Origin of the sequence: Sphingomonas kyeonggiensis (assembly GCF_014196745.1) — a bacterium.
GTDB lineage: Bacteria > Pseudomonadota > Alphaproteobacteria > Sphingomonadales > Sphingomonadaceae > Sphingomonas > Sphingomonas kyeonggiensis.
The window spans coordinates 164,239-183,553 of record NZ_JACIEH010000003.1 but is presented as its reverse complement, the minus strand read 5'-3'; the positions used below and the strand labels follow the sequence as shown (position 1 = coordinate 183,553).

Here is a 19,315-nt window from a genome sequence, read left to right as displayed (position 1 = left end):
AGGGGCAATGATCTGGTTCCTGGTTGCGCTGGCGGTGGTGATCGGGGCGCTTGTGCTCTGGTCGGCATATGTGTCGCGCGGAGTCGAGCGCTGGGTGCCGATGGATGGCAGGCAGGTCGAAGTGCCCGGCGTGCGCATCCATTATGTCGAGATGGGCCCGGCCGATGCGCCGGCGATCGTGATGATCCACGGCATCATGAGCCAGCTGCGCGTCTTCACCTATGCGCTGGCCGACCGCCTCGCCAGCGATCGCCGGGTGATCGTGATGGATCGCCCCGGCTGGGGCTATTCGGTGCTGACCGGCCCGCGGCTCGACATTCGCGGTCAGGCCGATGCGGTCGCCGCGGCGATCCTGGCGCTGGGGCTGGAGAAGCCGTTGCTGGTCGGCCATTCGATGGGCGGCGCGGTCAGCCTGGCGCTTGCGTTCCGGCATCCCGGCGCGGTCCGTGCCCTCGGCCTGATCGCACCCTATACCCAGCCGATCGACCAGCCGCCCGAGCCGCTCAAGGGCCTGGTGATCCCGGCGCCGCTCCGCCCGCTGATCGCCTGGACGATCGCGGTGCCGCTCTCGATGCGTACCGGCAGGACCAAGACGGTGGCGGTCTTCGCCCCCGATCCCCTGCCCGAGGATTTCCCGATCAAGGCCGGCGGCGCGCTCGCCATCCGCCCGGCGAGCTTCCAGATGGGCTGCTACGAGATCGAGATGGCGCCCGAGGTGATGAAGGCCCAGGCGCCGCGCTATGGCGAGATCGCGATTCCGGTCTCCATCCTCTATGGCCGCCAGGACGCGCTGCTCGATCCCGAGCTGCACGGGCGCAAGACCGCGTCGGCGATCCCCCATGGTGCGATCGAGATGCTCGATGGCGGCCATATGCTCCCGGTGACGCATGTCGACGCCACCGAGGCCTGGCTGCGCCGGCTCTAGCTGCTGCCGATCTCCGCCGGCTCGGTGGTCCAGCCGAGCCGCGGGATGGTGATCGAGCGCTTCCCCGACAGGTCGGTGCGCGTCACGAACAGCTCCTTGCTCTCGATATATTGGAGCAGACGGCGAACTCGCCCCAGCGAGCTGGTGCCATAGGTCGCGGCGATCTCGGTATCGCTCGGGCAGGGCGCGCCTTCGCGCGCGGCGCGGGCGACGAGCAGGAACGGCCCGAGCATGTCGTCGGGCAGTGCGCGCGCCGCTTCCAGCGCCTGTGCCCAGTCGTCGTCCGGATTGCCATGGATGCCCGCGCGCGCGGCCGATAGCCGGCGGACGAAGTTCGACAGGTCGAGCGGGGGCCGGGCGAGGCCGACCATCCGGCAGCGCACCAGGAAATCCTGATAGAGCACCGAAGGCGAGCGATAGGTGCTCTCCGGGTCCTCGACGATGTCGCGCAGCACGTCGGCGATCTTCTCGGCGGCTTCCTCGGCATCGACCTCGGGGACTTCCTCGCGCGCCGGCACCGAACGGGCGAGTGCCTCGAGCAGCCGGTCGGAGGCGAGCTGCGGCGCCTGGACCGGGGCGGGCGGAGTCGGCGGCGTCCATTCGGGCTCGGCCGGCGCGAGCAGCAGGTCCTTGAGCTCGGCCGAGGGCGCCTCGGGCAGCGGCGTCAGCTTGGGGCTGCCGCTGCGCGCGCTGGTCTCGACCGCGCCGATCTGGATCGACACCGGCCGGCGCGAGACCGCCGGGCCGAGCGCCAGGAAATGGCCGCGCGCCAGGTCGCGGATCGCCTCGGCCTGGCGGCGCTCCATGCCGAGCAGGTCGGCGGCGCGCGCCATGTCGATGTCGAGAAAGGTGCGGCCCATCAGGAAGTTCGAGGCCTCGGCGGCGACATTCTTGGCGAGCTTGGCGAGACGCTGCGTCGCGATCACGCCGGCAAGACCGCGCTTGCGCCCACGGCACATCAGGTTGGTCATCGCGCTCAGCGAGGCACGCCGCACATCCTCGGCCACTTCGCCGCCGCCCGAAGGGGCGAACAGCTGCGCCTCGTCGACCACCACCAGCGCGGGATACCAATGGTCGCGCGGCGCATCGAACATCGCGTTGAGGAAAGCCGCGGCGCATTTCATCTGCCCCTCGGCCTCGAGCCCCTCCAGGCTGAGCACCACCGAGGCGCGATGCTCGCGGATCCGGGTGGCGAAGCGGGCGATCTCGCGCTCGCTGTAATCGGCCGCCTCGATCGAGATATGCCCGTATTTGTCGCTCAGCGTGACGAAATCGCCTTCGGGATCGATGATCACCTGCTGGACATGGCCCGCGCTCTTCTCGAGCAGCCGGCGCAGCAGGTGCGACTTGCCGGACCCCGAATTGCCCTGGACGAGCAATCGCGTCGCCAGCAGCTCCTCGAGATCCATGGCGACGGCATCACCCTTGCCGTCCGTTCCCATGTCCACACGCACCGTCATCGCATCCGCTTTGGCCGATGGCGGGGGCGGGGGGAAGCTCGGCCGGGCGAAAAATTGTGGGCGATACGCTTCCGTTCCCATTCGTGTGCGCAAAAGGCCCGGCGCCGGTGCAAACCGCGCTTGCCGCTCTCCTCGCTCCGACGGATAGTCGCGGGGCATCAAAAGGGGGATGGCATGCGCAACGCGATCTGGATTCCGGCCGCGGCGATGATGATGGCGGTGCCGGCGGCCGCGCAGACCGTCACGCTCGCCCCGGGCGAAGGCGTCTCGGTCACCAGTCCGGGGCCCGCGCCCGTCGTCACCCGCATGAAGGCCAGCCTCACGTCGTTCGAGGCGGCGGTGGTCCGCCAGTTCGAGGCGAACCTGTTCCCCGACGCGATGGGCGCCAATTCGGCCACGGTGAGCGGCGAGGGCCTGCCCGAGCCCGAGCCGATCGCACCCAGCCGTTTCGTCGCCAAGTTCATGGCCATCGGCGGCGGCAAGGCGGCCCTGCTCGTCCTCGAGAACGGCTATGACCAGGCGATCGCCTATCGCGCCAGGATCACGGTGAAGGGAAAGACTACCCCCACCGACGTCTGCACCGTGCTGCCGGGCAAGCGCGGGTTCGAGAACTGGCCCTATGCGATCGAGAAGATCGAGCTGAGCGCGATCGCGCTTGAGAAGTATGACGGCGGCAAGCCGCGCTGCGAATAGCCTCGACTTACCCGGTCCTCGCCCGCTAACCGGGCGCGATGGTCCCCACCGATACGCTCCGCCGGGTCTTCGGCTTCGACGCCTTTCGCGGCGTGCAGGAGCAGGTCGTGGCCCGGGTCCTCGCCGGCGAGCGCACCCTGGCGGTGATGCCCACCGGCGCGGGCAAGTCGCTCACCTACCAGCTGCCCTCGGTGATGCTCGAGGGCACCTGCGTCGTCGTGTCCCCGCTGATCGCGCTGATGCACGACCAGCTCCGCGCCGCCGAAGCCGTCGGCATCCGCGCCGCGACGCTGACATCCGTCGACGACAACCGTGCCGAGACGATCGAGCGGTTCCGCGCCGGCCAGCTCGACCTGCTCTACATCGCGCCCGAGCGTGCCTCGGGTGAAGGCTTCCGCAACCTGCTCACTCAGGCGAAACTCAGCCTGTTCGCGATCGACGAAGCGCACTGCGTCTCCGAATGGGGGCATGATTTCCGCCCCGACTACCGCCTGCTCCGCCCGCTGCTCGATCGCTTCCCGGACGTCCCGCGCCTCGCGCTCACCGCCACGGCCGATGCGCATACCCGCGCCGACATCCTCGAGCAGCTCGGGCTGCCGCAGGAGGGGATGATCGTCGCCGGTTTCGACCGGCCCAACATCCGCTACGCGATCGCCCCGCGCGAGAACACCACCCGCCAGGTGATCGACCTGATCGCCGAGACGCCCGGCCCCGGCATCGTCTACGCCCAGACCCGCGCTGGGGTGGAGAAGCTCGCCGAGAAGCTCGCCGCCGAAACCGGCCGGCCGGTGCTGCCCTATCATGCCGGGCTCGATCCCGAGGTCCGCCGCCGCAACCAGGCCGCCTTCGTGGCGAGCGAGGACATGATCGTCGTCGCCACCGTCGCCTTCGGCATGGGCATCGACAAGCCCGACGTCCGCTTCGTCGCCCATGCCGGCCTGCCCAAGTCGATCGAGGCCTATTATCAGGAGACCGGCCGCGCCGGGCGCGACGGGGATCCGGCGGTCGCGCATCTCTTCTGGGGCGCCGATGATTTCGCCCGCGCCCGCCAGCGGATCGCCGAAGTCGAGCCTTCGCGCCAGCCCGGCGAGCGGACGCGGCTCACCGCGCTCGGCGCACTGGTCGAAACCGCCACCTGCCGCCGCCGCATCTTGCTCCGGCATTTCGGCGAGAACGAAGCGCCGGAACGCTGCGGCAATTGCGACAATTGCCTGAGCCCGCCCGCCGCGATCGACGCGACGGTGACCGCGCAGAAATTCCTCTCGGCGGTGTTCCGCACCGGCATGATGTTCGGCACCGGCTATATCGAGAGCATATTGCTCGGCCAGTCGAGCGATCGCAGCATCTCCAACGGGCATGAATCGCTCTCGGTCTTCGGCATCGTCGATGGCGAGGAAGCGGTGCTGATCAAGCCGGTCGCCCGCGCGTTGCTGCTGCGCGACGCGCTCAGGGCCAACGACCATGGCGGCCTCGAATTCGGGCCCGAGGCGCGCGCGATCCTCAAGGGTGGCGCCAAGGTCGAGCTGGTCCTTCCCCCGAAACGCGAGCGCCGGCGGCGCGGCGGCAAGGCGGCCGGCGACAATCCGGTCGGCAACCCGCTGTTCGAGGCGCTGCGCGCCAAGCGCCGCGAGATCGCGCAGGAAACGGGCCTGCCGCCCTATGTGATCTTCCACGATTCGGTGCTGCGCGACATGGCATTGCTCAAGCCGGAGAGCATCGCCGCGATGGGCAACATCTCGGGCGTTGGCGCGCGCAAGCTCGACGCCTATGGTGACGCCTTCCTGCAAGTGATCCGCGAGGCCGCGTGAGAATAATGCTCGCCAGTCTGGTCCTGCTCGCCGCCTGCGCGCCGCAGCCCGGGCCGGCGCCTGCCACGCCGGCGCTGTCGAGCATCACGATGGACCGCAACAGCTGGGGCCGCCCGGTCTCGCGCTGGTCGATCGATGCGGCCGGCAACGGCAGATACACGGTGCCCGAGCCCGATGTGTACAAGCCCGAGCGGCTGGTTACCCGCAGCTTCTCCGCCGGAGCCGCCGGCTTCGCCGAGATCCGCAAGCTGCTCGCTTCGGGTGAGGCGCATGCCGGGCGCGAGCTGACCTGCGGCGATCGCATCACCGATCAATATTATGGCACCGTCCGCTGGGCCGGCAGGAGCCTCACCTACGACATGGGCTGCCAGGATCCCGCCACCGAGGAAGTGCTCAAGGGCATCGCCGCGGCCGAGCGCCGGATCGCCGCCTGGGCCGCCAATCAACCGATCCTCGAGACACAGAAGGTGGAAAGCCAATGAACCTGCGCCGCGTCGACGACAGCATCTCCGTCGCTCCCCAGATCGCCGCCGAGGACATGGGCTTCCTCGCCGAGCAGGGCTTCAGCTTCGTGATCAACAACCGCCCGGACGAGGAAGAGTCGGGCCAGCCGGAAGGCGAGTCGATCCGCGCCGCGGCCGAGGCCGCCGGGCTCGGCTATGCCGCGATTCCCGTCACCCATGCCGGCTTCTCCTCCGCCCAGGTCGAGGCGATGGCCGCCGCGCTGGCCGAGGCGAACGGGCCGGTGCTGGCCTATTGCCGCTCGGGCACCCGCTCGTGCAACCTTTGGGCGCTGGCCGAGGCGTCGCGCGGCGGCGATCCAGCGGAGATCACCGCCAAGGCCGCCCAGGCCGGCTACGACATCTCGGGCATCCGTCCGCTGCTCGACCAGCTCTCGGGCAGGGCGTGACGCAACTCTACATCTTCGCCGGCTCGCTCGCCGCGATCCTGGTCATGACGCTGGTCGCCTGGGCGCTCGGGCTCGGGCGGGGCGGCGCCATCGCCAGCGCCGAGGAGGCGCGCGCGGCGGCCGAGGGAATGATCTCGGGCTTCGATGCCGGCGAGGCGCTGCTCGGCAGCGACGGCCAGGCCGCTCTGGTCCATGGCAAGGCGGGCGATGTCGCCCTGCTCAAGCTCCACGGCGCGCGTGTTGCGGCGCGGCATCTGCGCCTGCCGCTCGCCACCCAGCTGATCCCCGACGGTCTCCGTATCGACAGTGGCGACAAGCGCTTCGGAGCCGTGCTGCTGCGCGGCGTGACTCGTTACTGACATTGAGGTAAGCAGGGGCCCATGCCCGTGGTTCCGTACCTGCCCGATCCGGTCGATTATGCCATTCCCGGTTTCGTGGTGCTGGTCCTTGCCGAGATGCTGGTCGCGCGCCTGCGCGATCGCCGGCGCTTCTGCCCGAAGGATACGCTGACCAGCCTGTCGCTGGGGCTGGGCAGCACCGTTGCCGGGCTGCTCAGCGCCGGCCTGGTCTATGCGCTGGCGATGTGGGTCTATCAGTTCCGCATCTTCACCATCGGCTTCGCCTGGTACTGGTTCGTCCTGGCCTTCGTGCTCGACGATTTCGCCTATTATCTCTTCCACCGCGCTGCGCACCGCGTCCGCTGGTTCTGGGCGAGCCATGTCATCCACCATTCGAGCCAGCATTATAACCTGACCACGGCGCTCCGGCAGACCTGGACCGGCTTCATCAGCGTGAGCTTCGTCTTTCGCCTGCCGCTGTTCCTGATCGGCTTCCACCCGGCGATGATCTTCTTCGTCGCGGGGCTGAACCTGATCTACCAGTTCTGGATCCACACCGAGGTGATCGGCCGCATGCCGCGCTGGTTCGAGGCGGTGATGAACACGCCGTCGCACCACCGCGTCCACCACGCGACCAACCCGCGCTATCTCGACAGGAATTATGCCGGGGTCTTCATCGTCTGGGACCGCATGCTCGGCACCTATGAGCCCGAGCGCGACGAGGATCGCCCGCGCTACGGCATCGTCAAGGACCTGGGCAGCTTCAACCTGCTCTGGGCGGCGTTCCACGAATGGGTGGGGATCGCGAAGGACGTCTGGTCGGCACCCGACTGGAAGTCCCGAATTGGCTATATGGTCGCGCCGCCGGGCTGGAGCCACGATGGCAGCCGCGATACATCCGAGACCATAAAAGCGCGCTGGGAGGCGCGGGAGCAGCTACGGGGGGATTCGTGGAAGCAGCCGATATCGTCGTCATCGGTGGGGGATCGGGCGGGAGCGCCGTCGCAGGCCGCCTGAGCGAAGGGGGCAAGTACAGCGTCGCAGTGCTGGAAGCGGGCGGCCGCAACACCAGCATCAAGACCCGCATGCCCGGCATGATGCCGTTCCAGCGTCCGGGCGCCAACTGGGCGTTCGAGACCGTGCCGCAGCGCGGGCTCAACGGTCGGCGCGGCTATCAGCCCCGCGGCCGCGGCCTTGGCGGCTCCAGCGCGATCAACGCGATGCTCTATGTCCGCGGCCACCACCGCGACTATGACGAGTGGCGTGATCTCGGCTGCCCTGGCTGGGGCTGGGACGAGATGCTGCCCTGGTTCAGAAAAGCCGAGCACAATGTCCGCGGCGCCAGCGACTATCATGGCGACAAGGGCCCGCTCTGGGTCAGCGACCAGCTCTGGGCGCATCCGGGCAGCGAGGCGTTCATCGAGGCGTGCGGCGAACTCCAGATTCCCCGCAACCAGGATTTCAACGGCGCCGAGCAGTCGGGCGCCGGCCTGTTCCAGGTCACCCAGAAGAACGGCGAGCGCTGGACGGCCGCGCGCGCCTATCTCGATCGCCGCGACAATCTCGAGATCATCACCGATGCGATGGTCGAGCGCGTGCTGTTCGAGGACGGGCGCGTCTGGGGAGTCGCCTATCAGCGCGACGGCGTGGCGCGCGAGATCCGCGCCCGCCATGCCGTGGTCCTCGCCGCCGGCGCCTTCCAGACCCCGCAGCTGCTGATGCTGTCCGGGATCGGCCCGGGCGAGCATCTGCGCGAGATGGGCCTGTCGGTGCGGATCGACCGGCCGGCGGTCGGCGGCAATCTCCAGGACCATGTCGACTATGTCGCCGCCTTCGAGACCGAGGGCAGCTTCTTCCTCGGCCGCTCGCTGCCCGGCACGCTCAAGTCGCTCGGCTCGATCGGCCGCTGGATGGTCAGCCGCAAGGGGCGGATGACCACGCCCTATGCCGAGGCCGGCGCCTTCCTGCGCAGCGATCCGGCGCTCGAGCGGCCCGATCTCCAGCTCCATTTCCTCATCGCCATCGTCGAGGATCATGGTCGCACCGCGGTGCCAGGGCACGGCTTCAGCTGCCATGCCTGTGTGCTGCGGCCCGAGAGCCGGGGGACGGTGCGCCTCCAGTCGCTCGATCCGCGCGTGGCCCCGCTGATCGATCCCGATTTCCTCGGCGATCCGCGCGACATGGAGCTGCTCAAGAAGGGCACGCGGGCGATGTACCGCGTGCTCGAGGCGCCCCAGCTCGCCCAGTATCGCGGCCGCGACCGCTATCCGATCGACCTCGATGACGATGCCGCGCTCGAACGGCTGATCCGTGCCCGTGCCGACACGATCTACCACCCGGTCGGCACCGCCCGCATGGGATCGGACGAGGGCGCGGTGGTCACCCCGCGCCTCAAGGTCCGCGGAGTCGAGGGGCTCTATATCGCCGATGCCTCGATCATGCCCCGGCTGGTCGGCGGCAACACCAACGCGCCGAGCATCGTGATCGGCGAACGCTGCGCCCAGTTCATCAAGGAAGATTTGGCCTCCTAATTCCTCCCCCAGCTTGCTGGGGGAGGGGGACCGCTCGCGAAGCGAGTGGTGGAGGGGCCGCGCCATACGCGCGGAAGACCGTAAGGCCGTGGCTATTCCGCCGCTGGCGCGGCGCCCCTCCACCAGCTTCGCTGGTCCCCCTCCCCGAGCAAAGCTCGGGGAGGAATGGAGACATGAAAAAAGGGCCGGCGCTTTCGCACCGGCCCAGTCGTCCGCAGGAGGAACCTCGGTTGGGCGCCGCTCCTCAGGAGAGGAGAGGGAGCGGCGCCCGATCTCGTCAGTAGTTGTAGGCGCGCTCGCCGTGCGCATTGATGTCCAGGCCTTCGACCTCGACTTCCTTGTTCGGGCGGATGCCGATGGTGAACTTGAGCAGCAGGAACAGCACCAGCGAGACGCCGCCCGAGAGCAGCAGGGTCACGCCCACGCCGGTCGCCTGGGTGACCAGCTGCGTCGCCATGTCGTACTTGCCGGCAACCGCCGGGATCACGGTGAAGTCCATGAAGCCCTGGCCGCCCAGCGTCGGGTCCGCGACGACCGCGGTGCCGATCGCGCCGATGATGCCGCCGACGCAGTGGACGCCGAACACGTCGAGCGTGTCGTCATAGCCGAGCTTGTTCTTCACCGTGGTGACGAAGAAGAAGCAGACCACCGAGGCGACCGCGCCGAGCACCACCGAAGTCATCGGGGCGGCGAAGCCGGCGGCCGGGGTGATCGCGACCAGGCCGGCGACCACGCCCGAGGCCGCGCCGAGGAGCGACGGCTTGCCGTGGATCACCTGCTCGATGATCGCCCACATCGCGCCGGCAGCCGCCGTGGCGACCATGGTGTTGATGAAGGCGAGCGAGGCGAACTTGTTGGCTTCGAGGTTGGAGCCGGCGTTGAAGCCGAACCAGCCCACCCAGAGCAGCGAGGCGCCGATCATGGTCATGGTCAGCGAGTGCGGGGGCATCGGCTCGTTCTTGTAGCCGGTGCGCTTGCCGATCACGAGGCAGCCGACCAGGCCGGCGATACCCGCGTTGATGTGCACCACGGTGCCGCCCGCGAAGTCGAGCGCGCCCAGGCCCCACAGATAGCCATGGTCGTCGGGCAGGCCGGCGGTGAAGTCCGGACCCGGCCAGTACCAGACCATGTGCGCCATCGGGTAATAGACCAGGATCGACCAGGCGACGACGAAGAGGATCAGCGGCGTGAATTTCACGCGCTCGGCGAATGCGCCGACGATCAGCGCCGGGGTGATCATCGCGAAGGTCATCTGGAAGACGACGAAGGTCGTCTCGGGCAGATAGACGCCGTTCGAGAAGGTCGCGGCGAAGGTGTTGGCGTCGACGCCGTGCATCAGCGCCTTGGAGAAGCCGCCGACGAACAGGTTGAGCGCGCCGCCATTGGTGAAGGCCATCGAATAGCCGATGGTCACCCAGAGCAGGCCGGCGACGCAGACGATGGTGAGCACCTGCATCAGCACCGAGAGCATGTTCTTGGTGCGGACCAGGCCGCCATAGAAGAGCGCGAGGCCGGGCACCGACATCATCAGCACCAGCGCGGCCGAGACCAGCATCCAGCTGACGTCGCCCTTGTTGACCATCGCGTCGGTCGGCACCACCGGCGCCGCTGCGGGTGCCTGCGCAAGCGCGGGCATCGCGGCGAACAGGGCGCCGAGCCCCGCCACCGCGGCAATCTTTGCTAGTTTCATCTGGACCCCCATCTTCACAGCGCCGTCTCGTCGGTCTCGCCCGTGCGGATGCGCACGGCCTGGCCGACATCGAGGACGAAAATCTTGCCATCGCCGATCGCGCCGGTGCTGGCGGCGGCCTGGATCGCTTCGACGGCGCGGTCGGCGATATCGGCGCCCACCACGACCTCGATCTTGATCTTGGGCACCATGTTGGTGCTGTATTCCGCGCCGCGATAGATTTCGGTCTGCCCCTTCTGGCGTCCGAATCCCTTCACTTCCGACACGGTCATCCCCGCGACGCCGACGCCCGTGAGCGCCTCGCGGACCTCGTCCAGCTTGAATGGTTTTATGATGGCGATGATGAGCTTCATGTCGCCCCCTCGTTGGCGGTTATCCCGAGGGGCTTCGTCGCAAACAGCGTGCCAAGCGCAAGAATCCCATGATTCCGTGGGGTTTGGACGCAATCAAATATTACCCATGGGTAAATTTTTGTGCAGATGCGAAGGTGTGCCCAAAAAACGGGCAGGAATCATTCATCGCTGCGCGCCTTTGGGCTGTCATTGTTCGAAGACGACTGCACGGATGTCCAAAGGCGACTGCACTAGGGGCTGCGGCGCTCGCTAAGTGTCAAACACCCAAGCGGTCCGGAGTTTTGGGGAGCTCTAATCTGATGCCTCTAGGCACGTCTATCGAGCACGTTTGGCCGCCAGTCGTCTATCGAGCACATTCGCGCTAATTTGCGCGGGCGATTGGCGCGTGCCACTGCGACGAATGGGTTGCGTCTGTCGGGAATTCTGCTGAGCAGGCCTCAGCTGCGGAGGCGTCGCTGACGCGCATCGACATCCTCGTGCTCCGCATATGCGTCCCATCGCTCGGCCATTGCTCGAAGCATCGCCGCCGTGTTTGGCCAGCGCTCGATGGCGCCGGCGTTCTTTCTGAGACTGGCCGCAAGATCGCGCTCCTGATCGCCGCCGTCTAGCACGCCCCGGACGGTGACCCCGCGCATATTCACACGCTCAGTCATCATGCCTCTTGGGATCCTGCCCGCGTTCGCCTCGAGGACGTCGCGCACGAAGCGGTGGGGCCAGACGTTGTCGAGATCGTCTTCGGGGGCGTGCGCGAGCACATTGCCGACCACAATGTCGGTGACGTCCTTGCGATCATGAAGGATGCCGAGCGCTCGCATCGCATCGACCCAGGTATTTAGCGCCTCTCGGTTCGGAGGAGCTTCTGTAAAGCCAGGGACCGTCGAGAAGTGCGAAAGCAGCTTGTAGGCTTGGCGCCACTTTGAACGTTGCTCGTCCGTCTGTTCGCCGCTCGTGTCCTCCGCGTGCTCCGCCCGGTAGATGTCCCTCAGGATCTGGTGGAACATCTCCGGATCCTGCGCCATAAGGCTATGGATCTTGAGCGGACGATGCTCTCGTTCAAGAAGAGCGAGCAGCGCATATTCGCGCTGCGCGATCGCAATGTCTGGTAGGTCGCGCTTGTCGAGCGACTTGAATGTCTCCTCAAGCTCGTAGTCGAGAAGTCCACTGACGCGAGGCTTCTGACCCGCGTTCAGCTCGTTCACGATAGCATCGAGCATTCGAAGCACGAGGCAGGAAGGGACTTCATCGATGCGGTTGAGGCAGGTCTCCAAGGCGACGAGCGCCCTGTCGCGCCGCATCAGCTCGAGGACGATGGTCAGGAGGGTGCGCCGATCTCCTTGCGCGTGGAAGGGGGTCCAGTCGGTCCAGTAGTGTTCAAGCACCTCGCTGCCCAGAGATGCGACGGCTTGCCAGGTCGCATGCTCCGGCGGCCAAGAGCGCATGAGCTTGGCAACGGTCCCTGGCGTGCTGGTCTGAAGGAGGTCGGCAGCGACGGCGAGCGCGATGTCCGCATCGCTTGCCCGTCGCAGCATCGAGAAATATCCGCCAGCGTGCCAACCGTCGGGTGCTTCCGCGATTTCTCCTCTCAGCAACTGCTCGAGGAACGCTGGGCCGAGCTTCGCTTCCTCGATCGCCTCTTGCACGTAGTGCGCCTGCTGCGACCGATGGAGAAGAGCTCGGATCGCGTCGGGGCCGTTCTCCGCCGCCAGCTTCGCAACGGCGTCGACGCGTCGGCGCTGGAGGCCCTCGGGATCACTGTCGTCCCCCCACCCCCAGTAGGTGAAGAGCTCGGAGGCGATGAGCACGGGATCGGTGGGTGCGTGCTTGTTGGCTACGGCCTCCAGCTTCGCCACCTCCTGGCCGTCGAGCGCCCAAGTCGTGGATGCGAACCGCTTGTGCCGCACGATCTGATCCTGAGGCGAGGCCGGCAACCGTTCGCTCGGAAATCAGCTCGCGCTCAAATTCTGCTAAAGCAGCGAAAATTCCAAACGTAAGCTTGCCGGCGGCCGTCGTCGTGTCGATCGCCGCGCCATGACCGGTCAAGACCTTCAAGCCCACGTCACGCTCGATCAGGTCATGCACGGTATTTATCAGATGGCGCATATCGCGGCCGAGCCGATCGAGCTTCCACACGATCAGCACATCCCCTTCACGAAGGGCTTTCAGGCAGTTGGCTAGTCCGGGGCGATCATCCCGCCTGCCGGATGCCAGATCTTCGTAGATATGTGAGGGATCGACCCCGGCGGCGATGAGCGCATCGCGCTGCAAGTCGGTGGACTGGGAGCCGTCCGCCTTCGATACCCGCATATAGCCAATCAGCATCGGTAAACCCTGTCACACATACGTTCGATTATTTGACAGGATTAAAGTGGTAGGCCCTATCTGTCAAAATCGGTCACTTATTCCGTCATTTTATCTAAGGCCCGCAAACGGTGGCAATGGCAAGTTAAGTGGCAAAAACTCCCTGGGGATCTCCAGCTCGTCAAAATACCCCAGTAGTCGTTCTACGCTTTCGGGGTTTCGCGGGTACCCACAGGCGGCCAGCGTGTACAAGAAGCGGGCCGTGTCGGGATTGTGTCGCGCGTCGGCGATAGCATCGTTGATGACCGTGATCGCGTCGTCCCAACGGGCGATTTCGGCCGCCTCCCGCGCCGCCGCCGGCAGACCATTAGTGAACTCGGTTCTGCGTTCGGGTACGAATAGCGACGCTTGCGCGCCCATTGGTTGAAGCACCCTGTTTTCAAGCAAATAAATGGCCGTGGCTGCAACTTCCAGAGTTCGCAGCTGTACGTTCAGCGCAAGATTCTCAAAGCGGCGCCAAATCCGTTGGCCAGCGCGCAATGGTTGACCGCTTTGCTCCCATACATAACGAATATGTCCCGCAAACTCGTAGCATTGGGACAGCGGTGTGATTAGCTCCTCGATAAGTGTACGAAGCAATCGAAACCAGACGCCAGCATGAATGCGTCGACGAGATAGATCCACGTATCCTGCTGTCAGAGCCTGCCAAGTGCGGCGGTCCATCGCTGCAATCGTATCGCTAGCCGGACGCGGGGTACAATTAGGATCCTCCCAGCTGGTAAAGAGCCCTGGGGACCCATGATAGGTTTCTAGCCAGCAGCCATGGTGCGGGCAGCTCAGCATCAAGGGCAGCTTCCACACGAGCAGTAAAGCTTGATCTGCCGAGTTTTTGAGGCAGAGCGGACATGCCCGATGGATTGGCCAGATTGGTAGCCATGCACGCCAATATTTAATCGGCACGGGCCTATCGTTGCTCCGCGGCAGCAAAACCGAGAATTGAAGCGCATAGGTGCGCAAGGCATCAGGAAGGTCGTCATCCAGGCTATCCAGCAGCCAGGGTATCCAGCCAGCGAAACTCATGCAGCGCAGCTGATCCAGATCGATACCGCTTCGTTGGTTGATCTTCAAAAGCAGCGACGCTGGTGGGGAGGTGTCTAGATCATCGACTTGATCGTGCCCGAGGTCATACCCGAGATCATGCTTCAGCAGCTCGGGCGTATCCATATCGTAGCAAGCCGCAACACGATGAAGCCAAGATGAGAGCGCTTCCCCTTCTCTCGGGGCTGGATGTAGCGGCCAGCGGGGTTCCGTGCTCACATCAATTCCCGCTCAAACCGGCGTCGCCGTTCGCTGGGGCCAGCGTAGTCGGCCATGTTCAGCGTGCGCTGATTGATTGCTTCAACTCCACTTTCCACCGCAGCGATGGCCGCAGCGGTCAACAAGTGCGCCAACTCGCCGATAGTACCTTCGCTGCGGGTGAGCAGGTAACGGGCGAAGTCTAGCGTAGCGATCGACGAGGGGCGTCGCAGCGGAAGCGACGCCGCGAAACTTGCCAAAAGCGAACAGCAATCATCGTTAGCCTCCCACACCGGTAGCGTCATGGGTTCGAACCGATTTTCCAGCTGGTCATCCGAGCGAATGGCCAGGTACGCGTCGCGCGTGCCGACGCCGACCAACGGGATGCGCAGATCATTGCCTAGGAAGCGCAACAGATTGAGGAATTCATGCCGGCTGACACTGTTGCCGGCCAAGACATTGTGAAGTTCGTCGATCACGAGCAAGCGAACGCCGACTTTGCGCAGCAGTGCCAACGCAAGCTGCTCTATTTCCGGCATCCGCGGTCGCGGGCGCAGCGGTGCACCCATGGCAGCGACCAGCGCTACATAAAAGCGGACCACCGATGGTTCGGATGGCATCTGCACAACCAGCACGGGAATACACTCTCGATCGGCATCCGAGCTGACCGGGTGCGCCCGCCGGAACTTCTCAATGATCATCGACTTGCCGTTGTTGGTCGGGCCGACCAACAACAGGTTGGGCATGCGTTGCTTGTTGGGCCACGCATACAAAGCCTCTAGCCGATTCAGCGCTTCGACCGCGCGGGGATAGCCTATCCAGCGATCGGTTCGGATGCGTTGTACCCGCTCCTCCGCTGGCAAACGCGCCACGCCCCGCACCACCGGCAGCAGATGAGACAGATCAACGACGGGAAAATCATTCACGGCTACCACTCCTCGATCTGATCGAAAGGCTTGGCCGGCGGCAGGTCGCTTTGCAGCCCGCTCGGGGCGTTCGTCCGTGGCAGAACGCGGGTATCGGGCGGAGCCTGTGCCTCGAGATGCTGGCGGCGTTCCACGTCGCGTCGCGCCTTGCGCGTAGCCTTCTGCGCAGTGGTGACGATCTCACGCATCTGGCCGATCATGCGAAATAGGGCCGCTTCATCCACCTGTTCGCGCCCTCGCTGCCGCAGTTTCGTCAGCGCCTCCCTTTGTTCCCAAAGGGTGACAGCCGGATGCGCCAAAGTTCGGTAAGGGACCTCCAGATAGAGTTGTCCTTCGGGTTCCAGCACCCAGATCCGGCTGATATCGCGCGGGTCACGCCGGATCAGGAAAGGCCGCAAGCGGTCACGGCGCGCGATCCATGGCTTGAGTGCATCAGTATAATAATAGACGTGGTCGATGACGAAGCCGGTACGCTGCAGTGTGCGCCGAATGATGGGCAGAAAGTCTACGAGAAATGCCTTGGGGTTGGTGACGATGGCCGGCACGCCTTCGCGCGCGACAGCCTCGGCCCAGCGTGCTGCAGGTGGTTGAAGCAGGCCGCTATGTACGGACACGTGATAAGTGCCGATCGCTAGTGCGATCCAGCGCTCTAGTTCACGCAAGGTCGCGATCGCCTTCTTCTCCGACGCGTATGTCCCGCGTTGGCCGGGATTGGAGAAGGTCGTTCCTGGCAACTCGTTATGGATCATCCGCATTGTGGTGCCGATAATCCGTTCCACGATGCCGCCGTAATGTGGTTGACCGGGCGGACGATAATTCAGCTTGATGCCATGTTGTTCGCAACCGCGACGCAGAGCCTCACTTTTGAATTCGGCTGCGTTGTCCAGGTAGAGCAGTTTGGGCTTGCCGCTCATCGGCCAATCCATCTCTGCGTTCAGCTCCTGGAGCCAAGGGCGCTTGTCGCATGTGATATGTGCCAGGCAGAGGCCTACCGAGACGGCCGATGGAGCTTCAAGCGTGACCACTATGCCGACTACGCATCGGGTAAACACGTCTATGGCGATCGTGAGATATGGGCGCCCAATTGGTTGACGATCACGTTCGCCCAAGATGATCGCGTCGATGACTGTATGGTCGATTTGAACCTGTTCAAGCGGAGCGGTCAGGGCAGGAGGTCTGCCCCCGGCACTTTGTAGGCCGCGGGATGCATCCTGGCCTTCCCGGAGGCGAGTGGCTTTGATCGGATCGAGGCTAGAGATTCTTCGAGCAAGGGTACTGCGCGTTGGGATCGGGAGATTTTGGGCGATGCAAGCACGTGCAATCTCACGGTGCAATGCTGCAGCGCTCCGCTTCTGCTTAGTCAAAAACCGCTTCTGCAGAAGCTCGCGGATAATGAATTCGACCTGCTCCGATAGACGACTCTTGCCTTTGCCACCACCTGATTGCCCGCGAGCAACATCCGTCAACAACCCTTCGCCTTGGCGGGCGCGGCGGACAAGGGCATAAATCTGGCGCCTGGAAAGGCCGAGTGTTTGAGCAGCGATATCCGCAGCTTCGTGGCCGACTACTGCAAGATCCGCCAATGGTCCGATGATCTCAGCCCGGCGCCGGCATCGCGCCCATTCTTCATCGGAAAGGGTGGCCACGCCGTGTTCGGCTATCGAGTCTGTTTCAGACGCCATGCGCAAACCTCAATTTGGTGCACACGGCTATCGATCATAACGTAAATTGGTGCTGTCGTCTTCTGATCATTGGATGTCAGAAGTCGACTGCACTCTAGGCATCGCGCCCTGACAATTTGGTGCAATCGTCTTCGAACAATGACATGGGCGGAAAATGGGATAAGCCCCCTCTCATGACGCTCGCCATCTTCCTCTCCGCGCTGGCGATGACGCTGATCGTCGGGGTGCGCTATCTGCTGGCGAGCGGTGGCTTCGCGCTGGCGACCCGGTTCCGCCACCCCGACCTCTATGCCGGGCTCGACCGGCAGATCCGCCGCGAGATCGGCTGGAGCCTCGCCAGCGCCGCGATCTACGGCGTGCCCGCCGGGATCGTCGCCTGGGGCTGGCAGAACCATGGCTGGACGCGGATCTACACCGATCTCCATGCCTTCCCGCTCTGGTACCTGCCGCTCTCGGTGCTGCTCTATCTGCTCGCGCACGACGCCTGGTTCTACTGGACGCATCGCTGGATGCACCGCCCCGCGCTGTTCCGCCGCATGCACGCCGTCCACCATGCCAGCCGGCCGCCGACGGCCTGGGCGGCGATGAGCTTCCATCCATGGGAAGCGGTCACCGGCGCAGTGGTGATCCCCGCCCTGGTCTTCCTCATCCCCATCCATGTCGGCGCGCTGGGCCTGGTGCTCACGATCATGACCGTGATGGGCGTCACCAACCACATGGGCTGGGAAATCTGGCCGCGCTTCGTCTGGCAGGGGCCGCTCGGCGCCTGGCTGATCACCGCCAGCCATCATCAGCGGCACCACGAACAATATGGATGTAATTTTGGCCTCTATTTCCGTCACTGGGACCGGCTCTGCGGCACCGACAAGGGCCTTGGCGCTTTCGATCGCGGCCATGCCGCTGCTGGGCGCCGCCGCGCCCTTGCCGAATGAGGGCGGCGCGCTCGAGATAGACGTGACCGGACTGCGCTCGACCAAGGGGGTGGTGCGGATCTGCGTGGTGAAGGACCCGAGCGACTTTCCCGATTGCCGGGAAGGCAAGGGCGCCCTCAAGCGCACGCTTCCCGCCGCCAATCCGCGCATCCGCCTCGAAGGCCTGGCGATGGGCGACTATGCCATCGCCGTGATCCACGATGCCAATGGCAATGCCAGGCTCGATACGATGCTCGGCATCCCGCGCGAGGGTTTCGGCTTCTCGCGCAACCCGGCGATCCGCTTCGGCCCGCCGCGCTACAAGGACGTGCGCTTCACCCTCGGGGCTGATGCCCAGACGCAACAGGTTCGGATTCGCTACCTTTTATAGGAACTTGCGGGGATCTGGCCGCGTTTCGCAGCTGCAACATCCCTGAAGGCCAGTACATGATCCGACTTTGCGGCGCACTCCTCGTCTCGTTCCTCGCCATCGCGCCTGCCTGGGCGCAGGACGAGGCGGAACCGCAGCCCGCGCCGCAATCTGCCGAGGTCGCCGAGGCCGCCAGCGAAGGCGCCGCACGGCTAACGCTCGGCGTCGGCGCGGCCTATTTCCCCGATTACGAAGGATCGAGCCACAATCGCTGGACGCCGATCCCGGTCGCCAATGGCACGGTGGCGGGGATGAGCTTCACCCTGGTCGGCAACCGCGCCCAGCTCGACGTGATTCCGAACGGTACCGGGCCGGGCTGGGACATCCAGTTCGGGCCGGTGGCAGTCTACAACATGAACCGCTCGAACCGGGATTCCATCCGCGATCCCCGCGTCCGCGCGCTCGGCGAAGTCGATTCCGCGCTCGAGGTCGGCGGCTATTTCGGCATCGGCCGCACCGGGCTGATCACCAGCGATTTCGACAAGCTCTCGGTCACCATCTCCTATCGCAAGGACGTGACCAAGGTGCACCGCGCTGGCATCTGGAACCCGGTGGTGACCTATTCGACGCCGCTCAGCACCAAGGCGATGGTCAGCCTGTCCGCCTCGGCCGAGATCGTCGAGGATCGCTATGCCCGCACCTATTTCGGCGTCACCCCGGCGCAGAGCATCGCCAGCGGCCTGCCGATCTTCCGCCCCCAGGGCGGACAGAAGGACATCACCTTTGGCGGCTATTTCGCCTATGCGCTCACCGGCAACCTCACCAAGGGCCTGTCGCTGGTCGCCGGCGGCACCTATCGCAAGCTGGTGAACGACTTCGCCGACAGCCCGCTGGTCAGCATCGCCGGCGACCGCAACCAGTGGACCGGCGCGGCGGGCCTGGCGCTCACGTTCTGAGTGCTGGACCTGGCACCGCCAAGCGCCTAATACCGCCGTCATCCCCGGGGGACCGCTATGTCGCGGTTGAGAGGGAGGCCGCAGCCTCCGACCCGCTGAACCTGATCCGGTTGAGACCGGCGTAGGGAGGGAGCGGCCCCACCACAGGACCGTCCTCTCCCGCTATGG

The 19,315-nt window shown here is 65.4% G+C and carries 19 protein-coding genes and 1 riboswitch; of the genes, 11 read left to right on the top strand and 8 right to left on the bottom strand.

Annotated elements, in window-relative coordinates:
* Positions 1–7: 7 nt before the first annotated feature.
* Complete coding sequence (locus tag GGR46_RS15905) at positions 8–925, top strand: alpha/beta fold hydrolase (protein WP_183999022.1); 918 nt, start codon at positions 8–10, stop codon at positions 923–925.
* Here the strand turns inward: GGR46_RS15905 and GGR46_RS15900 are convergent.
* Positions 922–2,385 carry a helicase HerA domain-containing protein gene (locus tag GGR46_RS15900; protein WP_183999021.1) on the bottom strand — a complete coding sequence of 488 codons (1,464 nt, stop codon included), beginning with the start codon at positions 2,383–2,385 and terminating at the stop codon, positions 922–924. The genes GGR46_RS15905 and GGR46_RS15900 overlap by 4 nt on opposite strands.
* 174 nt (positions 2,386–2,559) lie before the next feature.
* Here GGR46_RS15900 and GGR46_RS15895 point away from each other — a divergent pair, with 174 nt between their 5' ends.
* The 7 genes from GGR46_RS15895 to GGR46_RS15865 are packed head-to-tail and all read left to right on the top strand — an operon-like array spanning position 2,560 to position 8,665.
* Positions 2,560–3,078 carry a hypothetical protein gene (locus GGR46_RS15895; protein WP_183999020.1) on the top strand — a complete coding sequence of 173 codons (519 nt, stop codon included), beginning with the start codon at positions 2,560–2,562 and terminating at the stop codon, positions 3,076–3,078.
* Between the two features lie 38 nt (positions 3,079–3,116).
* Positions 3,117–4,886: a DNA helicase RecQ gene (gene recQ, locus GGR46_RS15890; protein ID WP_183999019.1), complete on the top strand. Its 1,770-nt coding sequence runs from the start codon at positions 3,117–3,119 to the stop codon at positions 4,884–4,886.
* Positions 4,887–4,891: 5 nt separating this feature from the next.
* Positions 4,892–5,368 carry a hypothetical protein gene (locus tag GGR46_RS15885; RefSeq protein ID WP_183999018.1) on the top strand — a complete coding sequence of 159 codons (477 nt, stop codon included), beginning with the start codon at positions 4,892–4,894 and terminating at the stop codon, positions 5,366–5,368.
* The gene (locus GGR46_RS15880) at positions 5,365–5,796 is read left to right on the top strand and encodes a protein tyrosine phosphatase family protein (RefSeq protein WP_183999017.1); all 432 of its coding nucleotides are present in this window, start codon (positions 5,365–5,367) and stop codon (positions 5,794–5,796) included. Before GGR46_RS15885 ends, GGR46_RS15880 begins: the two co-directional genes overlap by 4 nt.
* Positions 5,793–6,155 (top strand): hypothetical protein, encoded by a 363-nt coding sequence (locus tag GGR46_RS15875; RefSeq protein WP_343058196.1) that lies wholly within the window; start codon positions 5,793–5,795, stop codon positions 6,153–6,155. Before GGR46_RS15880 ends, GGR46_RS15875 begins: the two co-directional genes overlap by 4 nt.
* A gap of 21 nt (positions 6,156–6,176) precedes the next feature.
* Entirely contained in the window at positions 6,177–7,151 is a 975-nt protein-coding gene (locus GGR46_RS15870; RefSeq protein WP_183999016.1) for a sterol desaturase family protein, read from the top strand.
* Positions 7,085–8,665 carry a GMC family oxidoreductase N-terminal domain-containing protein gene (locus tag GGR46_RS15865; protein WP_183999015.1) on the top strand — a complete coding sequence of 527 codons (1,581 nt, stop codon included), beginning with the start codon at positions 7,085–7,087 and terminating at the stop codon, positions 8,663–8,665. The genes GGR46_RS15870 and GGR46_RS15865 overlap by 67 nt, the downstream gene beginning before the upstream one ends.
* A 277-nt stretch (positions 8,666–8,942) precedes the next feature.
* On the opposite strand, the gene GGR46_RS15860 is transcribed toward GGR46_RS15865, so the two are convergent.
* The 7 genes from GGR46_RS15860 to GGR46_RS15830 form a co-directional block, all read right to left on the bottom strand.
* Positions 8,943–10,367, bottom strand: a complete 1,425-nt coding sequence (locus GGR46_RS15860; RefSeq protein ID WP_425506574.1) for an ammonium transporter — start codon at positions 10,365–10,367, stop codon at positions 8,943–8,945.
* 2 nt (positions 10,368–10,369) lie between these two features.
* On the bottom strand, positions 10,370–10,708 hold the full coding sequence (locus GGR46_RS15855; protein ID WP_183999013.1) for a P-II family nitrogen regulator: 339 nt from the start codon (positions 10,706–10,708) through the stop codon (positions 10,370–10,372).
* A gap of 437 nt (positions 10,709–11,145) precedes the next feature.
* On the bottom strand, positions 11,146–12,558 hold the full coding sequence (locus tag GGR46_RS15850; protein WP_183999012.1) for a hypothetical protein: 1,413 nt from the start codon (positions 12,556–12,558) through the stop codon (positions 11,146–11,148).
* Positions 12,458–13,027, bottom strand: a complete 570-nt coding sequence (locus GGR46_RS15845) for a recombinase family protein (protein WP_246426186.1) — start codon at positions 13,025–13,027, stop codon at positions 12,458–12,460. Before GGR46_RS15845 ends, GGR46_RS15850 begins: the two co-directional genes overlap by 101 nt.
* A 90-nt stretch (positions 13,028–13,117) precedes the next feature.
* Positions 13,118–14,323 carry a TniQ family protein gene (locus GGR46_RS15840; RefSeq protein ID WP_183999011.1) on the bottom strand — a complete coding sequence of 402 codons (1,206 nt, stop codon included), beginning with the start codon at positions 14,321–14,323 and terminating at the stop codon, positions 13,118–13,120.
* Positions 14,320–15,228 carry a TniB family NTP-binding protein gene (locus tag GGR46_RS15835; protein WP_183999010.1) on the bottom strand — a complete coding sequence of 303 codons (909 nt, stop codon included), beginning with the start codon at positions 15,226–15,228 and terminating at the stop codon, positions 14,320–14,322. Before GGR46_RS15835 ends, GGR46_RS15840 begins: the two co-directional genes overlap by 4 nt.
* Before the next feature lie 2 nt (positions 15,229–15,230).
* Positions 15,231–16,910 carry a Mu transposase C-terminal domain-containing protein gene (locus tag GGR46_RS15830; protein WP_183999009.1) on the bottom strand — a complete coding sequence of 560 codons (1,680 nt, stop codon included), beginning with the start codon at positions 16,908–16,910 and terminating at the stop codon, positions 15,231–15,233.
* A gap of 173 nt (positions 16,911–17,083) precedes the next feature.
* On the opposite strand from GGR46_RS15830, the gene GGR46_RS15825 reads away from it, so the two are divergent.
* From GGR46_RS15825 to GGR46_RS15815, 3 genes are read left to right on the top strand one after another with little or no spacing between them, the layout of a single operon-like run.
* Positions 17,084–17,842 carry a sterol desaturase family protein gene (locus GGR46_RS15825; protein WP_183999008.1) on the top strand — a complete coding sequence of 253 codons (759 nt, stop codon included), beginning with the start codon at positions 17,084–17,086 and terminating at the stop codon, positions 17,840–17,842.
* Complete coding sequence (locus GGR46_RS15820) at positions 17,805–18,212, top strand: DUF2141 domain-containing protein (protein ID WP_183999007.1); 408 nt, start codon at positions 17,805–17,807, stop codon at positions 18,210–18,212. Before GGR46_RS15825 ends, GGR46_RS15820 begins: the two co-directional genes overlap by 38 nt.
* A 56-nt stretch (positions 18,213–18,268) precedes the next feature.
* A complete protein-coding gene (locus GGR46_RS15815) occupies positions 18,269–19,147 on the top strand; it encodes a MipA/OmpV family protein (protein WP_183999006.1) in 879 nt (292 codons plus the stop codon).
* Positions 19,148–19,182: 35 nt separating this feature from the next.
* Positions 19,183–19,292: riboswitch (TPP riboswitch) on the top strand.
* The last annotated feature ends 23 nt before the right edge of the window (positions 19,293–19,315 follow it).